General features: G+C 70.9%; 16 protein-coding genes. 10 read left to right on the top strand and 6 right to left on the bottom strand.

The annotated features are described in order from the left end of the window. Positions 1–9 precede the first annotated feature (9 nt). Together ACQEU8_RS20365 and ACQEU8_RS20360 are read right to left on the bottom strand one after the other, a co-directional pair. Positions 10–441 carry a GNAT family N-acetyltransferase gene (locus ACQEU8_RS20365; protein WP_433103073.1) on the bottom strand — a complete coding sequence of 144 codons (432 nt, stop codon included), beginning with the start codon at positions 439–441 and terminating at the stop codon, positions 10–12. A 152-nt stretch (positions 442–593) separates the two neighbouring features. Then, complete coding sequence (locus tag ACQEU8_RS20360) at positions 594–1,403, bottom strand: IclR family transcriptional regulator (RefSeq protein WP_433103070.1); 810 nt, start codon at positions 1,401–1,403, stop codon at positions 594–596. Between the two features lie 202 nt (positions 1,404–1,605). On the opposite strand from ACQEU8_RS20360, the gene ACQEU8_RS20355 reads away from it, so the two are divergent. The 4 genes from ACQEU8_RS20355 to ACQEU8_RS20340 are packed head-to-tail and all read left to right on the top strand — an operon-like array spanning position 1,606 to position 6,284. After that, complete coding sequence (locus ACQEU8_RS20355; RefSeq protein ID WP_433103068.1) at positions 1,606–2,181, top strand: thioesterase family protein; 576 nt, start codon at positions 1,606–1,608, stop codon at positions 2,179–2,181. A gap of 11 nt (positions 2,182–2,192) precedes the next feature. Then, the gene (locus ACQEU8_RS20350) at positions 2,193–3,362 is read left to right on the top strand and encodes an acyl-CoA dehydrogenase family protein (protein WP_433103066.1); all 1,170 of its coding nucleotides are present in this window, start codon (positions 2,193–2,195) and stop codon (positions 3,360–3,362) included. Further along, the gene (locus ACQEU8_RS20345; RefSeq protein ID WP_433103064.1) at positions 3,362–5,575 is read left to right on the top strand and encodes an acetate--CoA ligase family protein; all 2,214 of its coding nucleotides are present in this window, start codon (positions 3,362–3,364) and stop codon (positions 5,573–5,575) included. Before ACQEU8_RS20350 ends, ACQEU8_RS20345 begins: the two co-directional genes overlap by 1 nt. Further along, positions 5,499–6,284 (top strand): enoyl-CoA hydratase-related protein, encoded by a 786-nt coding sequence (locus tag ACQEU8_RS20340; RefSeq protein WP_433103062.1) that lies wholly within the window; start codon positions 5,499–5,501, stop codon positions 6,282–6,284. The genes ACQEU8_RS20345 and ACQEU8_RS20340 overlap by 77 nt, the downstream gene beginning before the upstream one ends. Before the next feature lie 507 nt (positions 6,285–6,791). Here the strand turns inward: ACQEU8_RS20340 and ACQEU8_RS20335 are convergent. Beyond that, the gene (locus tag ACQEU8_RS20335; protein ID WP_433103060.1) at positions 6,792–7,958 is read right to left on the bottom strand and encodes an alkaline phosphatase PhoX; all 1,167 of its coding nucleotides are present in this window, start codon (positions 7,956–7,958) and stop codon (positions 6,792–6,794) included. A 369-nt stretch (positions 7,959–8,327) separates the two neighbouring features. Between ACQEU8_RS20335 and ACQEU8_RS20330 the strand changes: the two genes are divergently transcribed. The 5 genes from ACQEU8_RS20330 to ACQEU8_RS20310 all read left to right on the top strand — a co-directional run bounded on the left by ACQEU8_RS20330 (position 8,328) and on the right by ACQEU8_RS20310 (position 13,693). Next, the gene (locus tag ACQEU8_RS20330) at positions 8,328–9,749 is read left to right on the top strand and encodes an ABC transporter substrate-binding protein (protein ID WP_433103058.1); all 1,422 of its coding nucleotides are present in this window, start codon (positions 8,328–8,330) and stop codon (positions 9,747–9,749) included. Further along, positions 9,746–10,576, top strand: coding sequence for a carbohydrate ABC transporter permease (locus ACQEU8_RS20325; RefSeq protein WP_433103056.1), 831 nt, complete (start codon positions 9,746–9,748; stop codon positions 10,574–10,576). The genes ACQEU8_RS20330 and ACQEU8_RS20325 overlap by 4 nt, the downstream gene beginning before the upstream one ends. Next, positions 10,573–11,511 (top strand): carbohydrate ABC transporter permease, encoded by a 939-nt coding sequence (locus ACQEU8_RS20320; protein ID WP_433103054.1) that lies wholly within the window; start codon positions 10,573–10,575, stop codon positions 11,509–11,511. The genes ACQEU8_RS20325 and ACQEU8_RS20320 overlap by 4 nt, the downstream gene beginning before the upstream one ends. A gap of 71 nt (positions 11,512–11,582) precedes the next feature. Continuing rightward, complete coding sequence (locus ACQEU8_RS20315; protein WP_433103052.1) at positions 11,583–12,632, top strand: CMD domain-containing protein; 1,050 nt, start codon at positions 11,583–11,585, stop codon at positions 12,630–12,632. Continuing rightward, entirely contained in the window at positions 12,629–13,693 is a 1,065-nt protein-coding gene (locus ACQEU8_RS20310) for an acyl-CoA dehydrogenase family protein (protein WP_433103050.1), read from the top strand. The genes ACQEU8_RS20315 and ACQEU8_RS20310 overlap by 4 nt, the downstream gene beginning before the upstream one ends. Positions 13,694–13,974: 281 nt before the next feature. Here ACQEU8_RS20310 and ACQEU8_RS20305 read toward each other — a convergent pair whose 3' ends face one another. Together ACQEU8_RS20305 and ACQEU8_RS20300 are read right to left on the bottom strand one after the other, a co-directional pair. Next, complete coding sequence (locus ACQEU8_RS20305; protein ID WP_433103048.1) at positions 13,975–14,523, bottom strand: chitinase; 549 nt, start codon at positions 14,521–14,523, stop codon at positions 13,975–13,977. 143 nt (positions 14,524–14,666) lie between these two features. Then, complete coding sequence (locus tag ACQEU8_RS20300) at positions 14,667–15,368, bottom strand: hypothetical protein (RefSeq protein ID WP_433103046.1); 702 nt, start codon at positions 15,366–15,368, stop codon at positions 14,667–14,669. A gap of 205 nt (positions 15,369–15,573) precedes the next feature. Between ACQEU8_RS20300 and ACQEU8_RS20295 the strand changes: the two genes are divergently transcribed. Beyond that, positions 15,574–16,371 (top strand): SDR family NAD(P)-dependent oxidoreductase, encoded by a 798-nt coding sequence (locus ACQEU8_RS20295; RefSeq protein ID WP_433103044.1) that lies wholly within the window; start codon positions 15,574–15,576, stop codon positions 16,369–16,371. Positions 16,372–16,417: 46 nt separating this feature from the next. On the opposite strand, the gene ACQEU8_RS20290 is transcribed toward ACQEU8_RS20295, so the two are convergent. Further along, a complete protein-coding gene (locus ACQEU8_RS20290; RefSeq protein WP_433103042.1) occupies positions 16,418–17,266 on the bottom strand; it encodes a heme ABC transporter ATP-binding protein in 849 nt (282 codons plus the stop codon). Between the last annotated feature and the right edge of the window lie 15 nt (positions 17,267–17,281).

Raw genomic sequence — 17,281 nt, 5'->3', positions numbered from 1 at the left:
CATACGAATTCATTGCGCCGGGCTCAGCAGCATCAGGTGTTCGGGGTCCGGGAAGGGCACGAAGCCGACCTTCGAGTAGACGCCGTGGGCGTCGAGGGTGGAGAGCAGGACGCGCTTCAGTTCGTAGGGGGCGAGGTGGTCGCGAACGGCGCCGGCCAGCCGGGTGCCGAGGCCTTTGCCGCGGTGGGCGGGGGCGACGTAGACGTCGCACAGCCAGGCGAAGGTTGCCCGGTCGGTGACCACGCGCGCGTAAGCGACCTGGGCACCGGCGCGGTCATGAACGGCGAAGTTGAGAGAGCCGCGTACTGACTGCTCGACCGTTTCCCGGCTGCGGCCCAGCGCCCAGAACGCGTCGGTCGAGAGCCAGTGGTGCACCAGGTCGACGTCGAGACGGTCCGGGTCCGTGGAGAGTTCGTAACCGTCTTCCCAGCTTGTGATCATGCTGAGGCAGCGTAGCGACTGTAGTTGGTTTTTCCAAGTGGGTGCTTGGGGGAACCAAGTGGCTTTGGATTGGAGGCCTTCCGGGCCAGGACCCGGAGGTCTTCCGGGTCGGGACGCCGGAGCCCTCCGGCCAGGCTTCGAGGAGAGGCAGGTCAGGCCCCGGGCGCGAGGCGTTCGCGGATTTCATGCGCCGCCTGTCGGGCCTGGGCGCCGAGTTCCGCGAAACGGGATTCGGGGACGCGGTCCTGCGGGCCCCAGACGCTGACGACGGCGATGGGGCGGTCACCCGCGTCGAGGACGGGGGCGGCGACCCCGTACAACTGGGGTTCGAGTTCGCCGACGCTGACGCTGTACCCCTGGGCGCGGACCTTGGCGAGTTCGGCGTGCAGGTCCTGCCGGTCGGTGCGTGTTGTCTCGGTGTACTCGGCCAGCGGGCCGGAGAGCAGGGCGTCGACCTCCTTGGTCGACTGCCAGGCCAGCAGGGCTTTGCCGGCCGAGGTGGCGTGGATCGGGACCTGTCTGCCGAGCCAGCGTGCGCTGAGCACCGCGGGCGGGACCACTTCATCGACGTAGGTGAGGCCGAGCCGTTGCGCCACTGCGAGGTTCGCGGTCTCGCCGGTGTCCCGGCACAGCCGCTCCAGTACGTCGTGTGAGCGGCGGATCAGCCCTTCAATGCTCGCGGTCGAGGCCATGCGGCTGATCGCGGAGCCGATGGTGTACCGGTTGTCGGCCGGGTCGCGTTCGACCATCGCGTGATGTTCCAGCGTGGCCAGCAGCCGCCAGGCCGTAGCCCGGTTGAGGCCGCACTCGGCAGCGAGTTCGGCGACAGGGCGGCCGTGTGGGGCGCTCGCTGAGACGGCGTTGAGCAGGGCGATGGCCCGCTCCAGCGCCTGTACCCGGCCTCCGCCCGGCCGTGCCGGGCCCTGCTCGTCCGAGGCGTCCGGGGCGTGCGCCGCGTCCATTTCCGTTGCCTCCGCTCTCTTCGTCCGCTCCGGGAAGCGCTGTTCCGGAAAGCGCCTGTTCCGCGAAGCGTAGTCGTCCGCTCGCCGCGGCCCGTGCGGGCAGCGCGGTCCCTTGACGGGCCGGAAAGCCCACCCTTAGCGTCGCACAATACGAACGTGCACAGCGTAATGTGCGACGCCTCCGGATTGTCTGGGGTGGAAGATGACACAGAAGGCAGCCCGCGTGGTCACCCCGTACGAGGGGACGGGCCACCGGCCATGGGACGACGCGGTGCCCGTACCGGCGCCGCTGGCGCTGCACAGCACGCCGGTGCGGGCGGAGTGGGTGGACTACAACGGCCATATGAGCGAGTCGTGTTACCTGCTCGTCTTCGGTGACAACTCCGACGCCTTCTTCCGCTACCTCGGCATCGACGAGGAGTACCGGGCGAACGGCACGTCGCTCTACACCGTCGAGACGCACCTGCACAACAAGCGCGAGGTCGCCGAGGGAGAACCGCTCGCGCTCACATTGCGACTGCTCGACCACGACACCAAGCGCGTGCACCTGTTCCACGAGATGCGGCACGGCGCCGACGGCACCCTGCTGGCCACTGCCGAGCAGATGCTGCTGCACGTCGACACGGAGCAGGCGCGAGCTTGCCCGCTCCCCGGTGAACTGCTGCGCAGGCTCGGCGCGATCCAGACCGCACACGACGAACTGCCCGTGCCCGAAGTGGTCGGCAAGCCCATGGGCATACCCGGCGACCGGGGCCGGGCCCGCCGCGGGACCAGGTGAGGAGACCAGACATGGAGTTCGAGCTCACCGACGAGCAGCGCATGATCGTGGATACCGTCCGCAGATTCGTGACGACCGAACTGGACCCGCACGCCGACGAGGTCGAAGAACTCGACGACGTACCGCCCGAACTCGCCCGCCATGTCCGCGAGAAGGCCATCCGGGCCGGGCTGTACGCGGCGAACATGCCGGAGGAGCTCGGCGGCGGCGGACTCGACGCCGTCAGCATGACCCTCGTCGAACGCGAACTGGGAAAGACCAGTTTCGCCCTCCAGATGCTCGTCGCCCGCCCCAGCAACATCCTTGAAGCGTGCGAGGGCGAGCAGCGTACCCGCTACCTCCTCCCCGCGATCCGCGGCGAACGGCACGACTGTCTCGCCATGACCGAGCCGGGCGCCGGCTCCGACGTGCGCTCGATGCGCACCCGGGCCGTACGCCAGAGCGGCGACGGAGACGCTTACATACTGAACGGCACCAAGCACTTCATCTCGCACGCCGACATGGCCGACTTCGCCATCGTGTTCACGGCCACCGGCACCGAGGAGACACCGCGCGGCGCCAAGAACCTCATCACCGCCTTCCTGGTGGACCTCGACGCGCCCGGCGTCGAGGTGCGGCGCGGCTCGCGCTGCGTCTCGCACCGCGGCTACCACCAGTGCGAACTGGCCTTCACCGACGTCCGGCTCCCGGCCGGGCAGCGGCTGGGCGCGGAGGGCCGCGGCTTCGAACTGATGGGGGAGTGGCTCGGCGCCAGCCGCCTCCAGGTCGCCGCCACCAGCATCGGCCGCGCCCGTCGCGTCCTCGACCTCACTCTCGGCTGGGCCGCCGAACGCGAGCAGTTCGGACAGCCCATCGGCAGGTTCCAGGGGGTGAGCTTCCCACTCGCGGACATGGCCACCGAGCTGGAGGCCGCCGAGCTGCTGACCCTGCGCGCCGCCTGGAAACAGGACCAGGGCACCATGACCGACCGCGACGCGGCGATGGCCAAGCTGTACGCCTCCGAAGCTCTGGGCCGCATCACCGACCAGGCCCTCCAGACCTTCGGCGGCATGGGACTCATGGCCGAACTGCCCATCGAACGCTACTGGCGCGACGCCCGCGTCGAACGCATCTGGGACGGCACGAGCGAGATCCAGCGCCACATCATCTCCCGCTCCCTGCTGCGCCCCCTGGGCGCCTGATGACGGCCGCCGCCCACCGCCTGACACGCCTGCTGGCGCCCCGTCACATTGCCCTGTACGGCGGGGAGTCCGCTTCGGAAGCCGTACGCCAGTGCCGCGCCGTCGGATACGAGGGCGAGCTGTGGCCCGTCCACCCGCGGCGCGAGCACATCGAGGGTCTGCCCTGCCGCCGCAGCACGGCCGAGCTGCCCGTGGCGCCGGACGCCGCGTTCCTCGCCGTACCGGGGGAGGCCACGGTGGGAATCCTCGCGGAACTCGCCGGGCGCGGCGCGGGAGGGGCGGTGTGTCACGCGTCCGGCTTTGCCGAGGACGGGCCGCGCGGTGCCGCGCTGGAGGACGCACTGCGTGCCGCCGCCGGTGACATGCCGGTGATCGGCCCCAACTGCATCGGCGTCCTCAACTACCTCGACGGTACGGCGCTGTGGGCCGACCAGCACGGCGGCACCCGTACGGACAGCGGCGTCGCCGTCATCACCCAGAGCGGCAACATCGGCCAGAACCTCACCATGCAGCGCCGAGCCCTCCCTCTCGCCTACGTGATCACTGCGGGGAACAGCGCGGTCACAGGGACACCGCAGCTGATCGAGGCGCTGCTGGAGGACCCGCGGGTGACTGCCATCGGGCTGCACCTGGAAGGGATCGCGGACGTCGTCGGGTTCGCCCGCGCGGCACTGTCCGCGCTGCGGCGCGGCGTCCCCGTCGTGGCGCTGAAGACGGGCAGCTCGAAGCTGGGCGCGCAGACCACCATGAGCCACACCAGCTCACTCGCCGGCTCGGACGTGCTGTGCGACGCCCTGTTCCGGCGTACCGGTGTCGCACGGGTGGCGGAGATCGGCACCTTCGTGGAGACGCTGAAGCTGCTGCACGTCCACGGACCGCTGAGCGGTGGTACGGACCCGGCGGGACCTGCCCGGATCACCTCGGCCAGCTGCTCGGGCGGCGAGGCCGCACTGCTGGCCGACACCGCGCAGCAGCACGGCGTCGAACTCCCGCCGCTCCAGGAGCAGTCGGCCGTACGGCTGCGCGAGGTGCTCGGCGAGCACGTCCACGTACGCAACCCGCTCGACTACCACACCTACATCTGGGGCGATCTCGCCGCGCAGCGGGAGTGCTTCACCGCACTCCTCGGCACGGACTGCGACATGAATCTGCTGCTGCTCGACATGCCACGCGCCGACCGATGCGAGAGCAGTGCCTGGAACACCACACTCGACGCCTACGCGGCAGCACAGCGCCGCACCGGTGCCCCGGCGTGCGTCGTCGGCTCGCTGCCCGAAGGAGTGCCCGAACCGGTCGCGCAGCGGCTGCTGTCGGAGGGCATCGCCCCCATGCAGGGACTGGCGGACTGTATACGGGCCATCGCCGCAGCCCACCGGATCGGCGCCGCCCAGCGCTTGGCCGAACCGGTACCGCCACGCGGCCCGATACCTGGGCAGGCCGGCCGCGGGGTCGAAGTGCTGGACGAGCACGCCGGTAAGCGCGAGCTGACAGCGTACGGCCTGCCCGTCCCGAACGGCGTCGTGGCGGCACCCGGCGAGGCCGCGCAGGCCGCACGCGGGCTGGGCTTCCCCGTCGTCGCCAAGGCCCTCGCTGCCGACTTGCCGCACAAGAGCGAGGCAGGCGGCGTGCGCCTGGGGCTGGCGGACGAAGCGGCAGTGCAGGACGCCGTCTCGGCCATGGCGGGGCTCGCCGACCGGTTTCTGATCGAGCGGATGGTGCCGGACGCCATCGCCGAAATCCTCGTCGGCGTGCACCACGACCCGGTCTTCGGCCCCGCGCTGACCCTGGGAGCGGGTGGCGTACTGGTGGAACTGGTCCGGGACACCGCCACGTTGCTGCTGCCCACCACCGAGGGAGAGATCGAAGCCGCCCTCGCCTCGCTGCGCGTCTGGTCACTGCTGCGCGGCTTCCGGGGCCGCCCGGCAGGTGACGTACGCGCCGCGGTCGACGCGGTTCAGGCTGTCGCCGCCTATGTACAGGACCACCCTGAGGTCACCGAACTGGACGTCAACCCGCTGCTGGTGCTGCCCGAGGGGCAAGGCGCCGTCGCAGCGGACGTACTGATCAGCCGTGTCCACCCGGGCGACAGGAATGACGGGCACGAGGGGAACCACGGGAACGACGGAGAGGAACACCATGGACCCGGTACAGCTGGACGTACACGACGGCGTACTGGTGATCACGCTGGACCGCCCCAAAGCCAACGCCATTGACGCCGCCACGAGCAAGGCGCTGTACGAAGGCTTCGACCGGCTGCGCAGAGACGGCACGCTGCGGGCCGCAGTGGTCACCGGCGCGGGGGAGCGGTTCTTCTCCGCGGGCTGGGACCTGAAGGCGGCGGCCGAGGGCGAGGCCATCGACGCCGACCACGGACCCGGCGGATTCGCGGGGCTCACCGAGCTGTTCGACCTGGACAAGCCGGTGATCGCCGCGGTGAACGGACTCGCACTGGGCGGCGGCTTCGAACTCGCCCTCGCCGCCGACCTGATCGTGGCCGACGCCCACGCGGAGTTCGCCCTCCCCGAGGTGCGGGTCGGCATGATCGCCGACTCCGGTGGCGTACTGCGACTGCCCCGCAGAGTGCCGCGCGCAGTGGCGACCGAGCTGCTGCTGACCGGCCGTCGCCTCGGCGCCGCGGAGGCGGCCCGGTGGGGCCTGGTGAATCAGGTCGCCGAGCGGCCGGACACCGCACTGGAGAAAGCGCTCGCCCTGGCACACACCATCCGGGAGGGCGCACCGCTGGCGGTGGCAGCCGTGAAGGAAGTCCTCCGTACGACGGAGCAGCTGGGGACCGAGGCCGCGTACGCCCGGCTGCGCGACGCGGACCTGCCCCGCTACCGCGCCATGCTGACCTCCGCCGACGCACAGGAAGGCCCCCGCGCCTTCGCGGAGAAGCGCACGCCGCGCTGGACGGGCGCATGAGACGGCATCTGTGTGTGGTGCTCGCGGGGCGCGAGGCCGAACAGATCGAGCGGTGGAGACACGCCTGGGACCCTGCGATGGCCCGGGTCGTCCCGGCTCACGTCACCGTCGCCCAACCGCACCTGCGAGCGCGGAGCGGAGTGCTACGCCGAACCGGGAGGGCTCCGCCCTGGGGGCACAGTCCGGGCACACACACTGTTCACCGACAACCCCTTCGCCGCTCTGCAACGCTTTCCGCTCCGCGGCCGGTAGCCCCGCGAGTCTTGCGTACCGACAATGGGTGCTGCGCTTGCCCACCCTGCTCCCCCAGACTCCGTCCGGGAGGTACCCCCAGGGCGCAGACTGCCCAAGCGCAGCAGGGGGACGCGCCCCGAAGGGGCGCGGGGAACGGCGCGACCAGCCACAGACAACCCGCAGTCCGCAAGCGCCGGCCAGGGGCACCCCCTAACCGGCTGGCCGACGGGCCTCAAAGGCGCGCGGGGCCGAGCCTGTAGACCCCGAGGACGGCTACCCCCGGAAGGGCCCCGCCACCTCGTAGGTGACGCCGTCGGAGGAACTCCCATCGGCGCCGCGTTGACTCGAGAAGTACAGACGCTTGCCATCGGGGGAGAACGCCGGGCCGGTGATCTCGGACTCGCCATGCCCCTCGACGCGCAGGAACGGCGCGACGACGTCGTCCGGCGTGATGAGGCAGATCTCCATGTTGCCGCCGTCCTCCGCGACGAACAGATCTCCGGAGGCACTGCCGGTGATGTTGTCCACGCCGCTGAGCGGCGCGTCCTCGCCCTGCCGTACGAGATCGTCGTCGTAGGCGAGTTCGATGGTGTTGGCGGCGCAGTTCAGCTGCCACACCCGGTTGTCGCCCTTGGTGGTGAACCAGCACGTGCCGTCCGCGTAATGGCAGCCCTCGCCGCCGTCGAAGTGCTTGGCCGCGGCGACCTGGTGCCGGGTGCGGGTGCCGCCGGCCGCCGGGTCGGGCACCTTCGCCCAGCTGACGGGACCCGAGGTGCCGGAGCCCATGGTCAGCACCTCCAGCCTGCCTGCCGACAGATCGCCCCAGGTGCTGGGGACGAAGCGGTACAGACAGCCGTCCGACTCGTCCTCGGTGAGGTAGACGACCTTGCGGTCGGGATCGACGGCCGCGGCCTCGTGCTTGAACAGGCCCATGGCGGGGCGGCGTTGTGCTGCCTTGCTGCCCCACGGGTCGGTCTCGAACACGGCGCCGCGGTCCGTCTCCTCACAGGAGAGCCAGGTGTTCCAGGGCGTCTTGCCGCCCGCGCAGTTGAGCCGGGTGCCGTCGAGAATGCGGTGCGCTCCGGTGATGCCGCCCCGCGCGTCGAACCGGACTGCACCGGCCCCGCCGCCCGGGGCGACCTCGGAGTTCGAGACGTAGATCCAGCCGCCGTCCTCGGCGGAGAAGCAGGCGCCGCCGTCGGGTGCCGGATGCCAGGTGTAGCCGGTGGAGCCGACTTTCTGCCCGGTCCGCGCGATCACCCTGCTGGTGAAATCCTTGGGCAACCGGATGCCGTTCGAGTCGGGGGCACTCAGCGGGCCGTAGGGACCGGCGCCCGGCTGAGCGGGGGCCGCGACGGCGGCCGTACGCCACAGTGAGCCGCCCAGCGCGGCGGTGGAGCCCGCAACGACAGCGGTGCGGAGAAGTGAGCGACGATCCATGAGCTCTCCTGACGAAGAGGGAGGGGCACGGACGGTGCTGCTGCGCCGGGGAAGCTAGCGGCCGCGGATGGCCGGGGCTGGAACCGGCGGTGAATTCCGTCGGGTCGGCGCCGCCCGGGCTCGCTGGTTGCCGTGAAGGGAATGGGTTGCTGTCCGGCTTCCCAGCAGGTGGATCACCTTTGACAGCTGACGAGCCCACCACATAGTTTGCCGGTCATCTGTATCGGACCAAGATCGAGGAGGGCAGCGCCGTGACGACTCCGCGTCTCACCCAGCGCCGTTACCTCGACTTGCGGCGGTCCACCAGCACGGGATGTTGAGCGGCACTCTCCCCGCTCCCCCTCCGCTCACGCACCACCCTGGACCGCCATGCCTTCCGCCCGCATATCGCGGCGGCTCTCGCGGCGCCGCCTGCTGTCGCTGGCCGCCGCGTCCGCCGTCACCGCCTCCGGTTCCGCTCTGCTCACCGCCTGCGGCACCGGCGCCGCCGCCGGCGGCAAGGTCGTGCCCTTCTACACGACCGAGTCGGACCCCAAATCGCTCGCCTTCTACCGCTCCGTGATCGAGAAGTTCGAGCGGCAGCACCCCGGCGTCACCGTGAAGATGACGCTGTACTCGGACGAGAACCAGCTCCAGTACCTCCAGTCGGCCATGCAGACCGGCACCGACATCGGCGTCTTCGCGCCGCCCGCCGCGAACATCCTCGACTGGGCCGTGAAGGGCTATCTGCTGCCGCTCACCGGCATGATCGAGGAGATCGGCGAGGACGACTTCCTGCCCGGCACCCGCATCATCCACCGGGGCGAGGACTACGCGATGCCGTTCCAGGCCAACGCCTCCGTCCTCTACTACCGCAAGGACCTCCTCGACAAGGCGGGCATCGAGCCGCCGCGCACCTACGGCCAGTTCCTCGGCGCCGTACGCGAGCTGCACGGCAGGGACGGCATCGACGGCATCTCCTCCGGCGCGGGCAACACCCCCGGAATGACGACCCAGTTCCTCGCCCCGTACGTCTACCAGGCCGGCTGGGACTACTACGGGTCCGACGGCGAAGTCCTGTTCGGCAAGGACGAGGTGCTCGACGCGGTACGGCGGCACGTCGCGATCATGCGGTACGGGCGCAAGGGCGCGTACAACACCAACTACCCGGACCTGATGAACACCTACATCTCCGGGAAGGCCGCCTTCGCCACCATGGCGGGCCGGCTCGGCGTCAACCTCGCCGCGCAGAACCCGAAGATCGCCGAGGTCACCGGCGTCATCCCGGTCCCGGCCGGGCCGTTCCGTACGGGGCGGCTGGCGTACGGCGGCAAGAACCAGTACAGCGTCTTCGCGCACACCCGGCACAGACGCGAGGCCCGCGCCTTCCTCAAGGAGCTGACCACCGGGGAGAACGCGCTGAAGTTCTCCCTCACCGTCCCCGGACACCTCGTCCCGCCGCTGAAGTCCGTCAAGGCCCGGCTCCGCGCGGAAATCGGCCACTCGAAGGACCCGTACCTGAAGAAGCACGGCGACTGGGTGCGCACCATCCTCGATCTCGTCCCGCACGCGATGAGCCCCGACATGGCCATGGGCTCGGTCGTGAACGGGCGCTACGACGGCAAGCTCTCCAACCCCTGCCCCTGGGCCGGCAAGGCGTGGGCGCCGCCGCCGGCCGACGCGTCGATGGTGCAGTCGATCCTGCTGCGCGGCGACGACCCCGAGCAGGCGTGGCGCCGGGCCGTGGACCAGTTCGCCTTCGCGGCCCGCGACTGGCGGAAGGCCAACCCGGAGTGGAGGCCCGGCGCATGAGGACTCTCCGCCTCGGGCGTGCCCTCCAGTACGTGGCGCTCGTCGCCGTCGTGGTGCTCGCCGATCTGCCGCTGCTGTGGATCCTGTTCACGGCCGTCAAACCGGACGAGGAGATCATCTCCTACCCTCCGACGTTCTTCCCGCACGAGTTCACGTTCGACAACTTCCGCACGCTCTTCGAGATCTCGTCCTTCGGTACGTATCTGACCAACTCCCTGATCGTCGCCGCCTGCTCGACGCTGCTGGTGGTCGCGCTGGGCACCTGCGCCGCGTACGCGCTCGTCCGGTTCCGGATTCCGGGGCTGCGCTGGGTCGGTGAGCTGTCGCTGTTCGCGTATCTGGTGCCGCCGATCCTGGTGCTGGTGCCGGTCTCGCAGCTGGTGGCGAGGTTCGGGCTCGCCAACAACCTGGCCGCGCTGATCGTGATCTACACGGCGACGCTGCTGCCGTTCGCGCTGTGGACGCTGCGCTCGTACTTCCATGGGCTGACCGTCGAGCTGGAGGACGCCGCGATGGTCGACGGCTGCACCCGCTTCGGCGCGTTCGTGCGGGTGGTGCTGCCGCAGTCGGTGCCGGGGATGGTCGCGACAGCCGTGTTCGCCTTCAACGCGGCCTGGAGCGAATACCTCTTCGCGTCGACGCTGATGGCGGACCCGGAGAAGCTGACGCTCAGCCCGGGGCTCTCGCTGCTGATGGACCAGACGAGCGTCTACTCGTGGGGCGTGCTGATGGCCGCCGCGCTGATGGTCGTCGCGCCCGTGCTGGTGCTGTTCGTGTTCGTCCAGAAATTCCTCGTCGGCGGCATCGGACAGGGGGCCGTGAAGTGACTGCCGTATCCCGGACCCGTGTGCCCGTACGGTGGCAGGACGGTGCCCCGCGCCGGGGCCTGTCGGACCGCACGCTCGGCACCCTCATGCTGGTGCCCGCGCTTCTGCTGCTGCTCGTCTTCGCCGTCTACCCCTTCCTCGCGTCGGTCTTCGACAGCTTCTTCCACGTCGACTTCCTCACCCGCGAGCACACCTTCCTCGGCCTCGACAACTACCGCCGACTGTGGGAGGACCCGGCCGTGCGCGGCGCGTTCGGGCGCAGCGTGCTGTGGGTCGCCGGGAACGTGGTGATCCAGGCCGTCGCCGGAGTCGCCGTCGCTCTGCTGCTCAACGCCGGGCTGCGGGGCCAGACCCTGGCGCGCGGGCTCGTCCTCTTCCCGTACGTCGTCCCGGCCGTGGTCGCGGCGATGGTGTTCCGCTTCGCGTTCAACGACACCTCCGGTATGGCGGGGTATCTGCTGCGGACGCTCGGGCTGAGCGACACCCTCGTCAACCCCTTCGCCGATCCGGCCACCGTGATGGCCGCGCTGGTCGCCGTGAACTGCTGGAAGTACGTGCCGTTCATCGTGATCGTCGTCCTGGCGCGGCTCCAGACGATGCCGGGCGAACTGCGCGAGGCGGCGGCGCTGGACGGCGCCGGGCGGTTCGGCGTCTTCCGCTACGTCACGCTGCCGTGGATCATGCCTGCGCTGATCGTCGCCATGCTGATGCGCACCATCTGGACGGCGTACGACTTCGACCTGCCGTATCTGCTGTCCGGCGGCGGTCCGATGGATACCTCGACCACTGTGCCGCTGGAGATCCGCAAGCTGGCCTTCGCCGACCAGGACCTGGGAGCGGCGTCCGCGCTGGCGGTGTGCGTGGCGATCCTGCTGGTCGCGGGCGCGCGGCTGTATTTGCGGGCGTATCGGGCCGCGGAGGATGCGGCGGACTAGGGGTGCCCGGCGGATTTTGTCCGGCCCCCGAGTTCCTCTCCACGTCAGTTCTACGAAAGGCACCACCACCCATGCCCGATGTGATCGACTCCGTCGCCGGTACGCCCGCCGCGCTGCGTACGTACCGCGACAAGGCGTACGCGCGTACGCAGGGCGCCCACGACGCGCTGCTGACCGGCACCGCCGACAGCGGGCTCGGCCGCGATGAGCGGGCGGCGCTCGCGGCGTACGCGGCGGAGTTGGACGGCGCGCCGAAGCTGGCCGCGCACTACCGTTCCCTCGGCCCGGCACCCGCCCCCTCCGCGCGCTTCACCGCGCTCCGGCGCCACGCCGACCTTCTCGTACTCGCTCCTTCCACGGCGGGCCCGAAGGACATCGCGGTGCTGGAGGACGCGGGCTGGAGCGCCCCGGAGATCGTCGCGGCCTCGCAGCTCATCGCGTTCGTCACCTACCAGTCACGGCTCGTCGCCGGGCTGCGGGCGCTCGGCGGCGTCCCCGCCGAGGGCGGTGAGCCGCCCGCGTACGAGGTCGCGAGCGAGGCCCGGCCGTTCACCATCGACGCGCTGGAGTGGGACGCGTGGGTGGAGACCGTGGACGTGGACCAAGCCACGCCCGAACAGCTCGCCGTACTGGAGGAGTCGCTGCCGACGGCGAAGACCTCGCCGTACTACCTGGCGCTCGTGCACGATGTGGCGGCGCTGCGTGAACGGTCGCGGCTCTACAACGCCATCATGTACGCGCCGCGCGGCCTCGACCGTCGCGACCGGGAGATCGCCGCACTCGCGGTCTCGCGCGTCAACGGCTGCGTGTACTGCGCGTCCGTGCACGCGCGGCGCTTCGCCCAGCTCCACAAGGACGCGGCCCCGGCCGAGGCGATCCTGCGCCAGGGCGCGGAGGCGGACACGGGGACACCCCGCCGCCGCGCCGTGACCGACTTCGCGGTACGCCTCACCCGGGAGCCCAACCAGCCGCTCGATCTCACGGCGCTGCGGACGGACGCGGGACTGGGCGACACGGAGATCCTGGACCTGGTCCATGTCGTTGCCGTCTTCGCCTGGGCCAACCGCCTGATGCTGACCCTGGGCGAGCCCCGTACGACCTCCAAGGAGCCGACAGCATGACCGCGATCCCCGACCACCCCCTCATCGAAGCGGCCCGCCGGCTGGCCGACGACGTCCTCTCTCCCGCCGCCGAGACCCACGATCGCGAGGCCGTCACGCCCGAGGCCATCGCGGCCGTCAAGGCGTCAGGCGTGCTGGGGGTCAACGCACCGGCAGCTTACGGAGGTGCGGAGGCTCAGGCAGCCGTCGGACGGGAGATCGCCGAGATCCTGGCGGGCGCCTGCTGCTCGACGTTCTTCGTCCAGGCCCAGCACCACACGCCCGTGCGTACGCTGGCCACGGCCGGCCAGGAGGCGGAGGCGGCCCGCGAACGCTGGCTCGGCCCCCTGAGCGAGGGCACGCTGCTCGCCGGGATCGCCTTCTCGCACCTGCGCGCCTATCCGAAGCTGCCGGTGCGGGCGACCCGGGTGCCGGGCGGCTGGCGGTTCGACGGGCGGGTGCCCTGGTACACGGGGTGGGGCCTCAACGACGTGTTTCTGCTGGGCGGCGCGACGGAGGACGGCGAGGTGGTCTTCGCCGTCGCCGACGCCCGTGAACAGCCGGGCCTCACCTCCACGCCCTGGCTCCAGCTCGCCGCGCTCACCGGTTCGCGTACGGTCGGGCTGCTGCTCGACGGCCTGGTACTGCCGGACGACGCGGTGGCTCTCCGTACGCCGTACGAGCGCTGGGCGATGGACGACCGCCCGAAGAACACCAACACCAACCCCGCCGTCTTCGGCGTCGCCCGCGCAGCGCTCGACCTGCTCGACGCCTCCGGCGACGGCGAGGCCAAGGAGACCGCGGACGCCCTCCGACCCCGCCTCGACGCCGCCCGCCGAGACGCCTACGCCCTCGTCGACGAGGTACCGCCCGCCGAACGCCTCGACGACAGGCTCGCGGTCAAGACCCGCGCCTACGACCTGATGCGCGCCGCCACCACCGCCGCGATCGTCGCCGGCGGCGGCCGCGCCTTCGGCCTCTCCAGCCCGGCCCAGCGCCTCGCCCGCGAGGGTCTCTTCCTCGTCGTCCAGGGCCAGACTGCCGAGGTCCGCACGGCACATCTGGAGGCGCTTCGGGCCTGAACGACCCGCGCCGGCCGTCGACTTCCGGCCTTGGACACCCACGCGAGCACTGCGTGCACAGCTGAGAAACTGTTGCGTCCGGCCGGAAGATTCTGCTCGACGCCTGACGGGACGCGCGACGTGGGACGCCTCGGTGCCGACGCCTTCCACCAGCGCCCGCTCGTGTTCCGGACCGGATACGACAGGTGCCGCCGACGAAGAGCCCAGGCCGGGCGATCCCGGCCTGGGCTCTTCTCCTTTCGGGCCGCCGGACCCGAGGCCCGGCGGCAGGACCGCTGGGTTCAGCAGCTCAGGTTGTCGCCCGGGGGCACACCCAGGAGCGCGGCGAACTGCTTGTACTTGTCGACCCGGCTCTGCACCTGGCCGGGGTTGCCCCCGTTGCACTCCAGGCTGCCGTTGATCGCGCGGATCGTCTCGCCGAAGCCGGCGCCGTTGACCATGGCGTCGTGCGGGGTCATCGTGCCGGGTCCTGACTGCGTGTTCCAGTACCACAGGCCGGTCTTCCAGGCCACCGCGGCGTCCCGCTCCACGACGTGCACGAGACCGCCGGTCTCGTGACTGACGTTGGCCAGGAACGCCGCCGCCTCCTGCTTCTTGACGGTGTCGCTGCCCGTGTTGGCGAAGCCCGGGTACGCGTCCAGGGCCGCGGTGAGGCCGCTGTACGTGTAGAAGGAGTTCCGGTTCGGGAACATCTGGTTGAACTGGCTCTCGCTGACGATGAATTCCGCCGCCTTGCCTTTCGATGGTTTCGCCGTGCTCGCCGCCTGCGAGGCCATGGGCATGACAAACCATAAGCTGCATCCGACCACTACGGCGGTCAGCAGCGCCATGACGCGTCTCTTCGACACTCGCGCACTCCTCTACTTGTGGGGGTGGAGGCACTCAAGCGTATTGGTCCATACCAAGTCAAGATGCGTGCGGCCAAAGGCCGTTGGCGGGCACCGTATGGGCATGCTCCCCCCGGCGTGAGTGGTCAACTCGGAGTGAGGCAGGCTTCGAGAGCGGCCCGTTGCTGCTCGGACAAGTGGTCACCCAGGGGCGCCGTGCGGGGGCTGTGCTCGCCTGCGCAGATCCAGCTCCGCTCGTCGGTGTCGAACCACCAGTCCTCGACGCCCCACATGGGGTGCCCCTGGAGCAGGCGCCCGGCCAGCGGCTCGCTCGCCTCGGGAGCCCCCTGAGCGGTCAACGCCCGGGCCACGGCTGCCACCGCCTCGTCCGGGGCCGCCGTGTCGCCCAGCACGGGAAGCAGGAGAAGGAGACGGGCATCGGGATCGGTGACACCAGTGGCACCCTCCGGTGCTTCCCGCAGCGCGGCGAGTTCGGGCCAGCACAGCCCCGGGCCGATGCGGTCCTGATCGTCGCTGGCCAGCACGAGATCCTGGCCCCATTCGGGGTGGGTGAGGAAGTAGTCCGTGGTGGTGCACTCCTCGCCGCTGTTGTAGTGCACGACGATCGTGAAATCACCGGCCAGGGGAACGGTGAACACCGGCCACGCCGACGGGTCCTGGAGCCTGCCCAGCATGGCGTCCGCGTCGCCCGCGTCCGAGCCGAAGGCCTCCGGCGGAAAGCCCTCGGACAGGTCTGCCAAATGCGCGGGCCAGAAGCCCGGCTCACCGAGGAGCGGATGCCCGTCCACGACGGGCGACGAGGAGTACCAGTGCCGTGCCATCACCATGCCGGGATTCTCCCCCGCGCGATCCAGGCTGTGCCAAGGCACCCGGGTCTCGGGCCCGCGTGGGATGACGGCGACCGGCCGCGCTGCCGGTGCCGACGCTCGGCGTTTGCTCTCGTCCCACGAACATGGCCTGGCCGACCGGCCCCGCCCGCCTATGCCTTGAGGGCACGATCTGTACGGTGTCCACCTAGCTCAAGGAGGAACCGTGCAGATCGACCTCTCCGGCCGGACGGCTCTGGTCACCGGCTCGACGCAGGGCATCGGGTCCGCCATCGCCGCCGGCCTGGCCCGTGCCGGTGCCCGGGTGGCCGTCAACGGCCGCAGCCGGGAGTCCGTCGAGACGGCCGTGGCGCGGCTCGGCGAGCAGACGGAGGGCAGCGGTGAGTTCGTCGCCGCCGCGGGGGACATCACCACCGACGACGGCGCGCGTCGGGTCGCCGAGGCCCTGCCGGACGCCGACATCCTCGTCAACAACCTCGGCATCTTCGGCGCCAAGGACGCGCTGGAGATCACCGATGAGGAGTGGCGCCGCTACTTCGAGGTCAATGTGCTGGCCGCGGTACGGATGATCCGCACGTATCTGCCCGGGATGAAGGAACGCTCCTGGGGGCGGGTGCTGAACATCGCCAGCGACTCGGCGGTGGTCATCCCCGCCGAGATGATCCACTACGGCATGTCGAAGACCGCGCTGCTCGGCGTCACCCGTGGCTTCGCCAAAGAGGCCGCGGGCACCGGGGTCACCGTCAACTCCCTCATCGCCGGTCCGACGCACACCGGTGGCGTGGAGGATTTCGTCTACGAGTTGGTCGACGCGAGTCTCCCCTGGGAGGAGGCGCAGCGGGAGTTCATGCGCAAGCACCGGCCCCAGTCACTGCTCCAGCGGCTGATCGAACCGGAGGAGATCGCCAACATGGCCGTCTACCTCAGCTCGCCGCTGGCCTCGGCCACCACGGGCGGTGCCCTGCGCGTGGACGGCGGTTACGTGGACGCGATCCTTCCCTGAGCTGGTTCTTCTTCGAGCTCGTTCGTCTTCGGGCTTGTTCGGGCGGTCAGCCGGCGTTCGGGCGTCGGGCGGGGAGGACGAGCGGGGCGCCGGTGGCCGGATGGGGGTGGACCTCGACCGGGTGGCGGTAGACCGTGGTGAGCGCGTCGGCGGTGAGGACGTGGGCGGGCGGGCCGAGTGCGGTCAGCTGCCCGGCGTCGAGCAGGGCGACACGGTCCGCGTAGGCAGCGGCCAGGTTCAGGTCGTGCAGGACGACGGCGACCGCGTCGCCCGCGGCGGCGCGGGCCCGGCACAGCGCCAGAACCAGCTCCTGATGGCGCAGATCCAGCGCCGCCGTCGGTTCGTCCAGCAGGAGCAGCGGGGTGCGCTGGGCGAGGACCCGCGCCAGGGCGACGCGGGCCCGCTCGCCCCCGGACAGCGCGGAGAACGGCCGGTCCGCGAACGCGGTGATCTCGGCGTCGGCCATGGCTTCGGCGACGGCTGCGTCGTCCTCGTCCTCCCGCGGGGTGTCGGCCCACGGCGTACGGCCCATGTGGACGACCTCCGCGACGGTGAAGGGGAAGGCCAGCGTCGCGGCCTGCGGCAACACGGCGCGCCGTACGGCGAGTTCGCGCGGGGTCCAATCCCCGACGGGGCGTCCGCACAGCCGAACGGTGCCCGCCTCCGGCGGCAGGTCACCGGCGAGTGCGGCGAGCAGGGTGGACTTGCCCGCGCCGTTGGGCCCGACGAGCGCCAGCACCTCACCGGCGGCCAGGGGCAGATCGATCCCGTCGAGCACTCGCCTGCCGCCCAGCCGGACAGCCACCCCGCACGCCTCGGCAACCGGCTCGCCGGCAGCGGGGCGGAGCCGGGTGAGGTCCTGGCGGCGACGGGGAGTGAGGGTCAGTCGGTGCATGGGATTCCTCGGGTC

The sequence above is a fragment of the Streptomyces sp. CA-250714 genome (genome assembly GCF_050936705.1).
Lineage (GTDB): Bacteria > Actinomycetota > Actinomycetes > Streptomycetales > Streptomycetaceae > Streptomyces.
This window is presented reverse-complemented; position numbering and strand designations above follow the sequence as displayed.

Bases quoted from the DNA above. Each gene is read 5' to 3' on its own strand.
- ACQEU8_RS20365 (WP_433103073.1), bottom strand. From the start codon at position 441: ATGATCACAAGCTGGGAAGACGGTTACGAACTCTCCACGGACCCGGAC.
- ACQEU8_RS20300 (WP_433103046.1), bottom strand. From the start codon at position 15,368: ATGGTGATGGCACGGCACTGGTACTCCTCGTCGCCCGTCGTGGACGGG.
- ACQEU8_RS20350 (WP_433103066.1), top strand. From the start codon at position 2,193: ATGGAGTTCGAGCTCACCGACGAGCAGCGCATGATCGTGGATACCGTC.
- ACQEU8_RS20360 (WP_433103070.1), bottom strand. From the start codon at position 1,403: ATGGACGCGGCGCACGCCCCGGACGCCTCGGACGAGCAGGGCCCGGCA.
- ACQEU8_RS20335 (WP_433103060.1), bottom strand. From the start codon at position 7,958: ATGGATCGTCGCTCACTTCTCCGCACCGCTGTCGTTGCGGGCTCCACC.
- ACQEU8_RS20315 (WP_433103052.1), top strand. From the start codon at position 11,583: ATGCCCGATGTGATCGACTCCGTCGCCGGTACGCCCGCCGCGCTGCGT.
- ACQEU8_RS20345 (WP_433103064.1), top strand. From the start codon at position 3,362: ATGACGGCCGCCGCCCACCGCCTGACACGCCTGCTGGCGCCCCGTCAC.
- ACQEU8_RS20305 (WP_433103048.1), bottom strand. From the start codon at position 14,523: ATGGCGCTGCTGACCGCCGTAGTGGTCGGATGCAGCTTATGGTTTGTC.
- ACQEU8_RS20355 (WP_433103068.1), top strand. From the start codon at position 1,606: ATGACACAGAAGGCAGCCCGCGTGGTCACCCCGTACGAGGGGACGGGC.
- ACQEU8_RS20330 (WP_433103058.1), top strand. From the start codon at position 8,328: ATGCCTTCCGCCCGCATATCGCGGCGGCTCTCGCGGCGCCGCCTGCTG.
- ACQEU8_RS20325 (WP_433103056.1), top strand. From the start codon at position 9,746: ATGAGGACTCTCCGCCTCGGGCGTGCCCTCCAGTACGTGGCGCTCGTC.
- ACQEU8_RS20310 (WP_433103050.1), top strand. From the start codon at position 12,629: ATGACCGCGATCCCCGACCACCCCCTCATCGAAGCGGCCCGCCGGCTG.
- ACQEU8_RS20340 (WP_433103062.1), top strand. From the start codon at position 5,499: ATGGACCCGGTACAGCTGGACGTACACGACGGCGTACTGGTGATCACG.
- ACQEU8_RS20290 (WP_433103042.1), bottom strand. From the start codon at position 17,266: ATGCACCGACTGACCCTCACTCCCCGTCGCCGCCAGGACCTCACCCGG.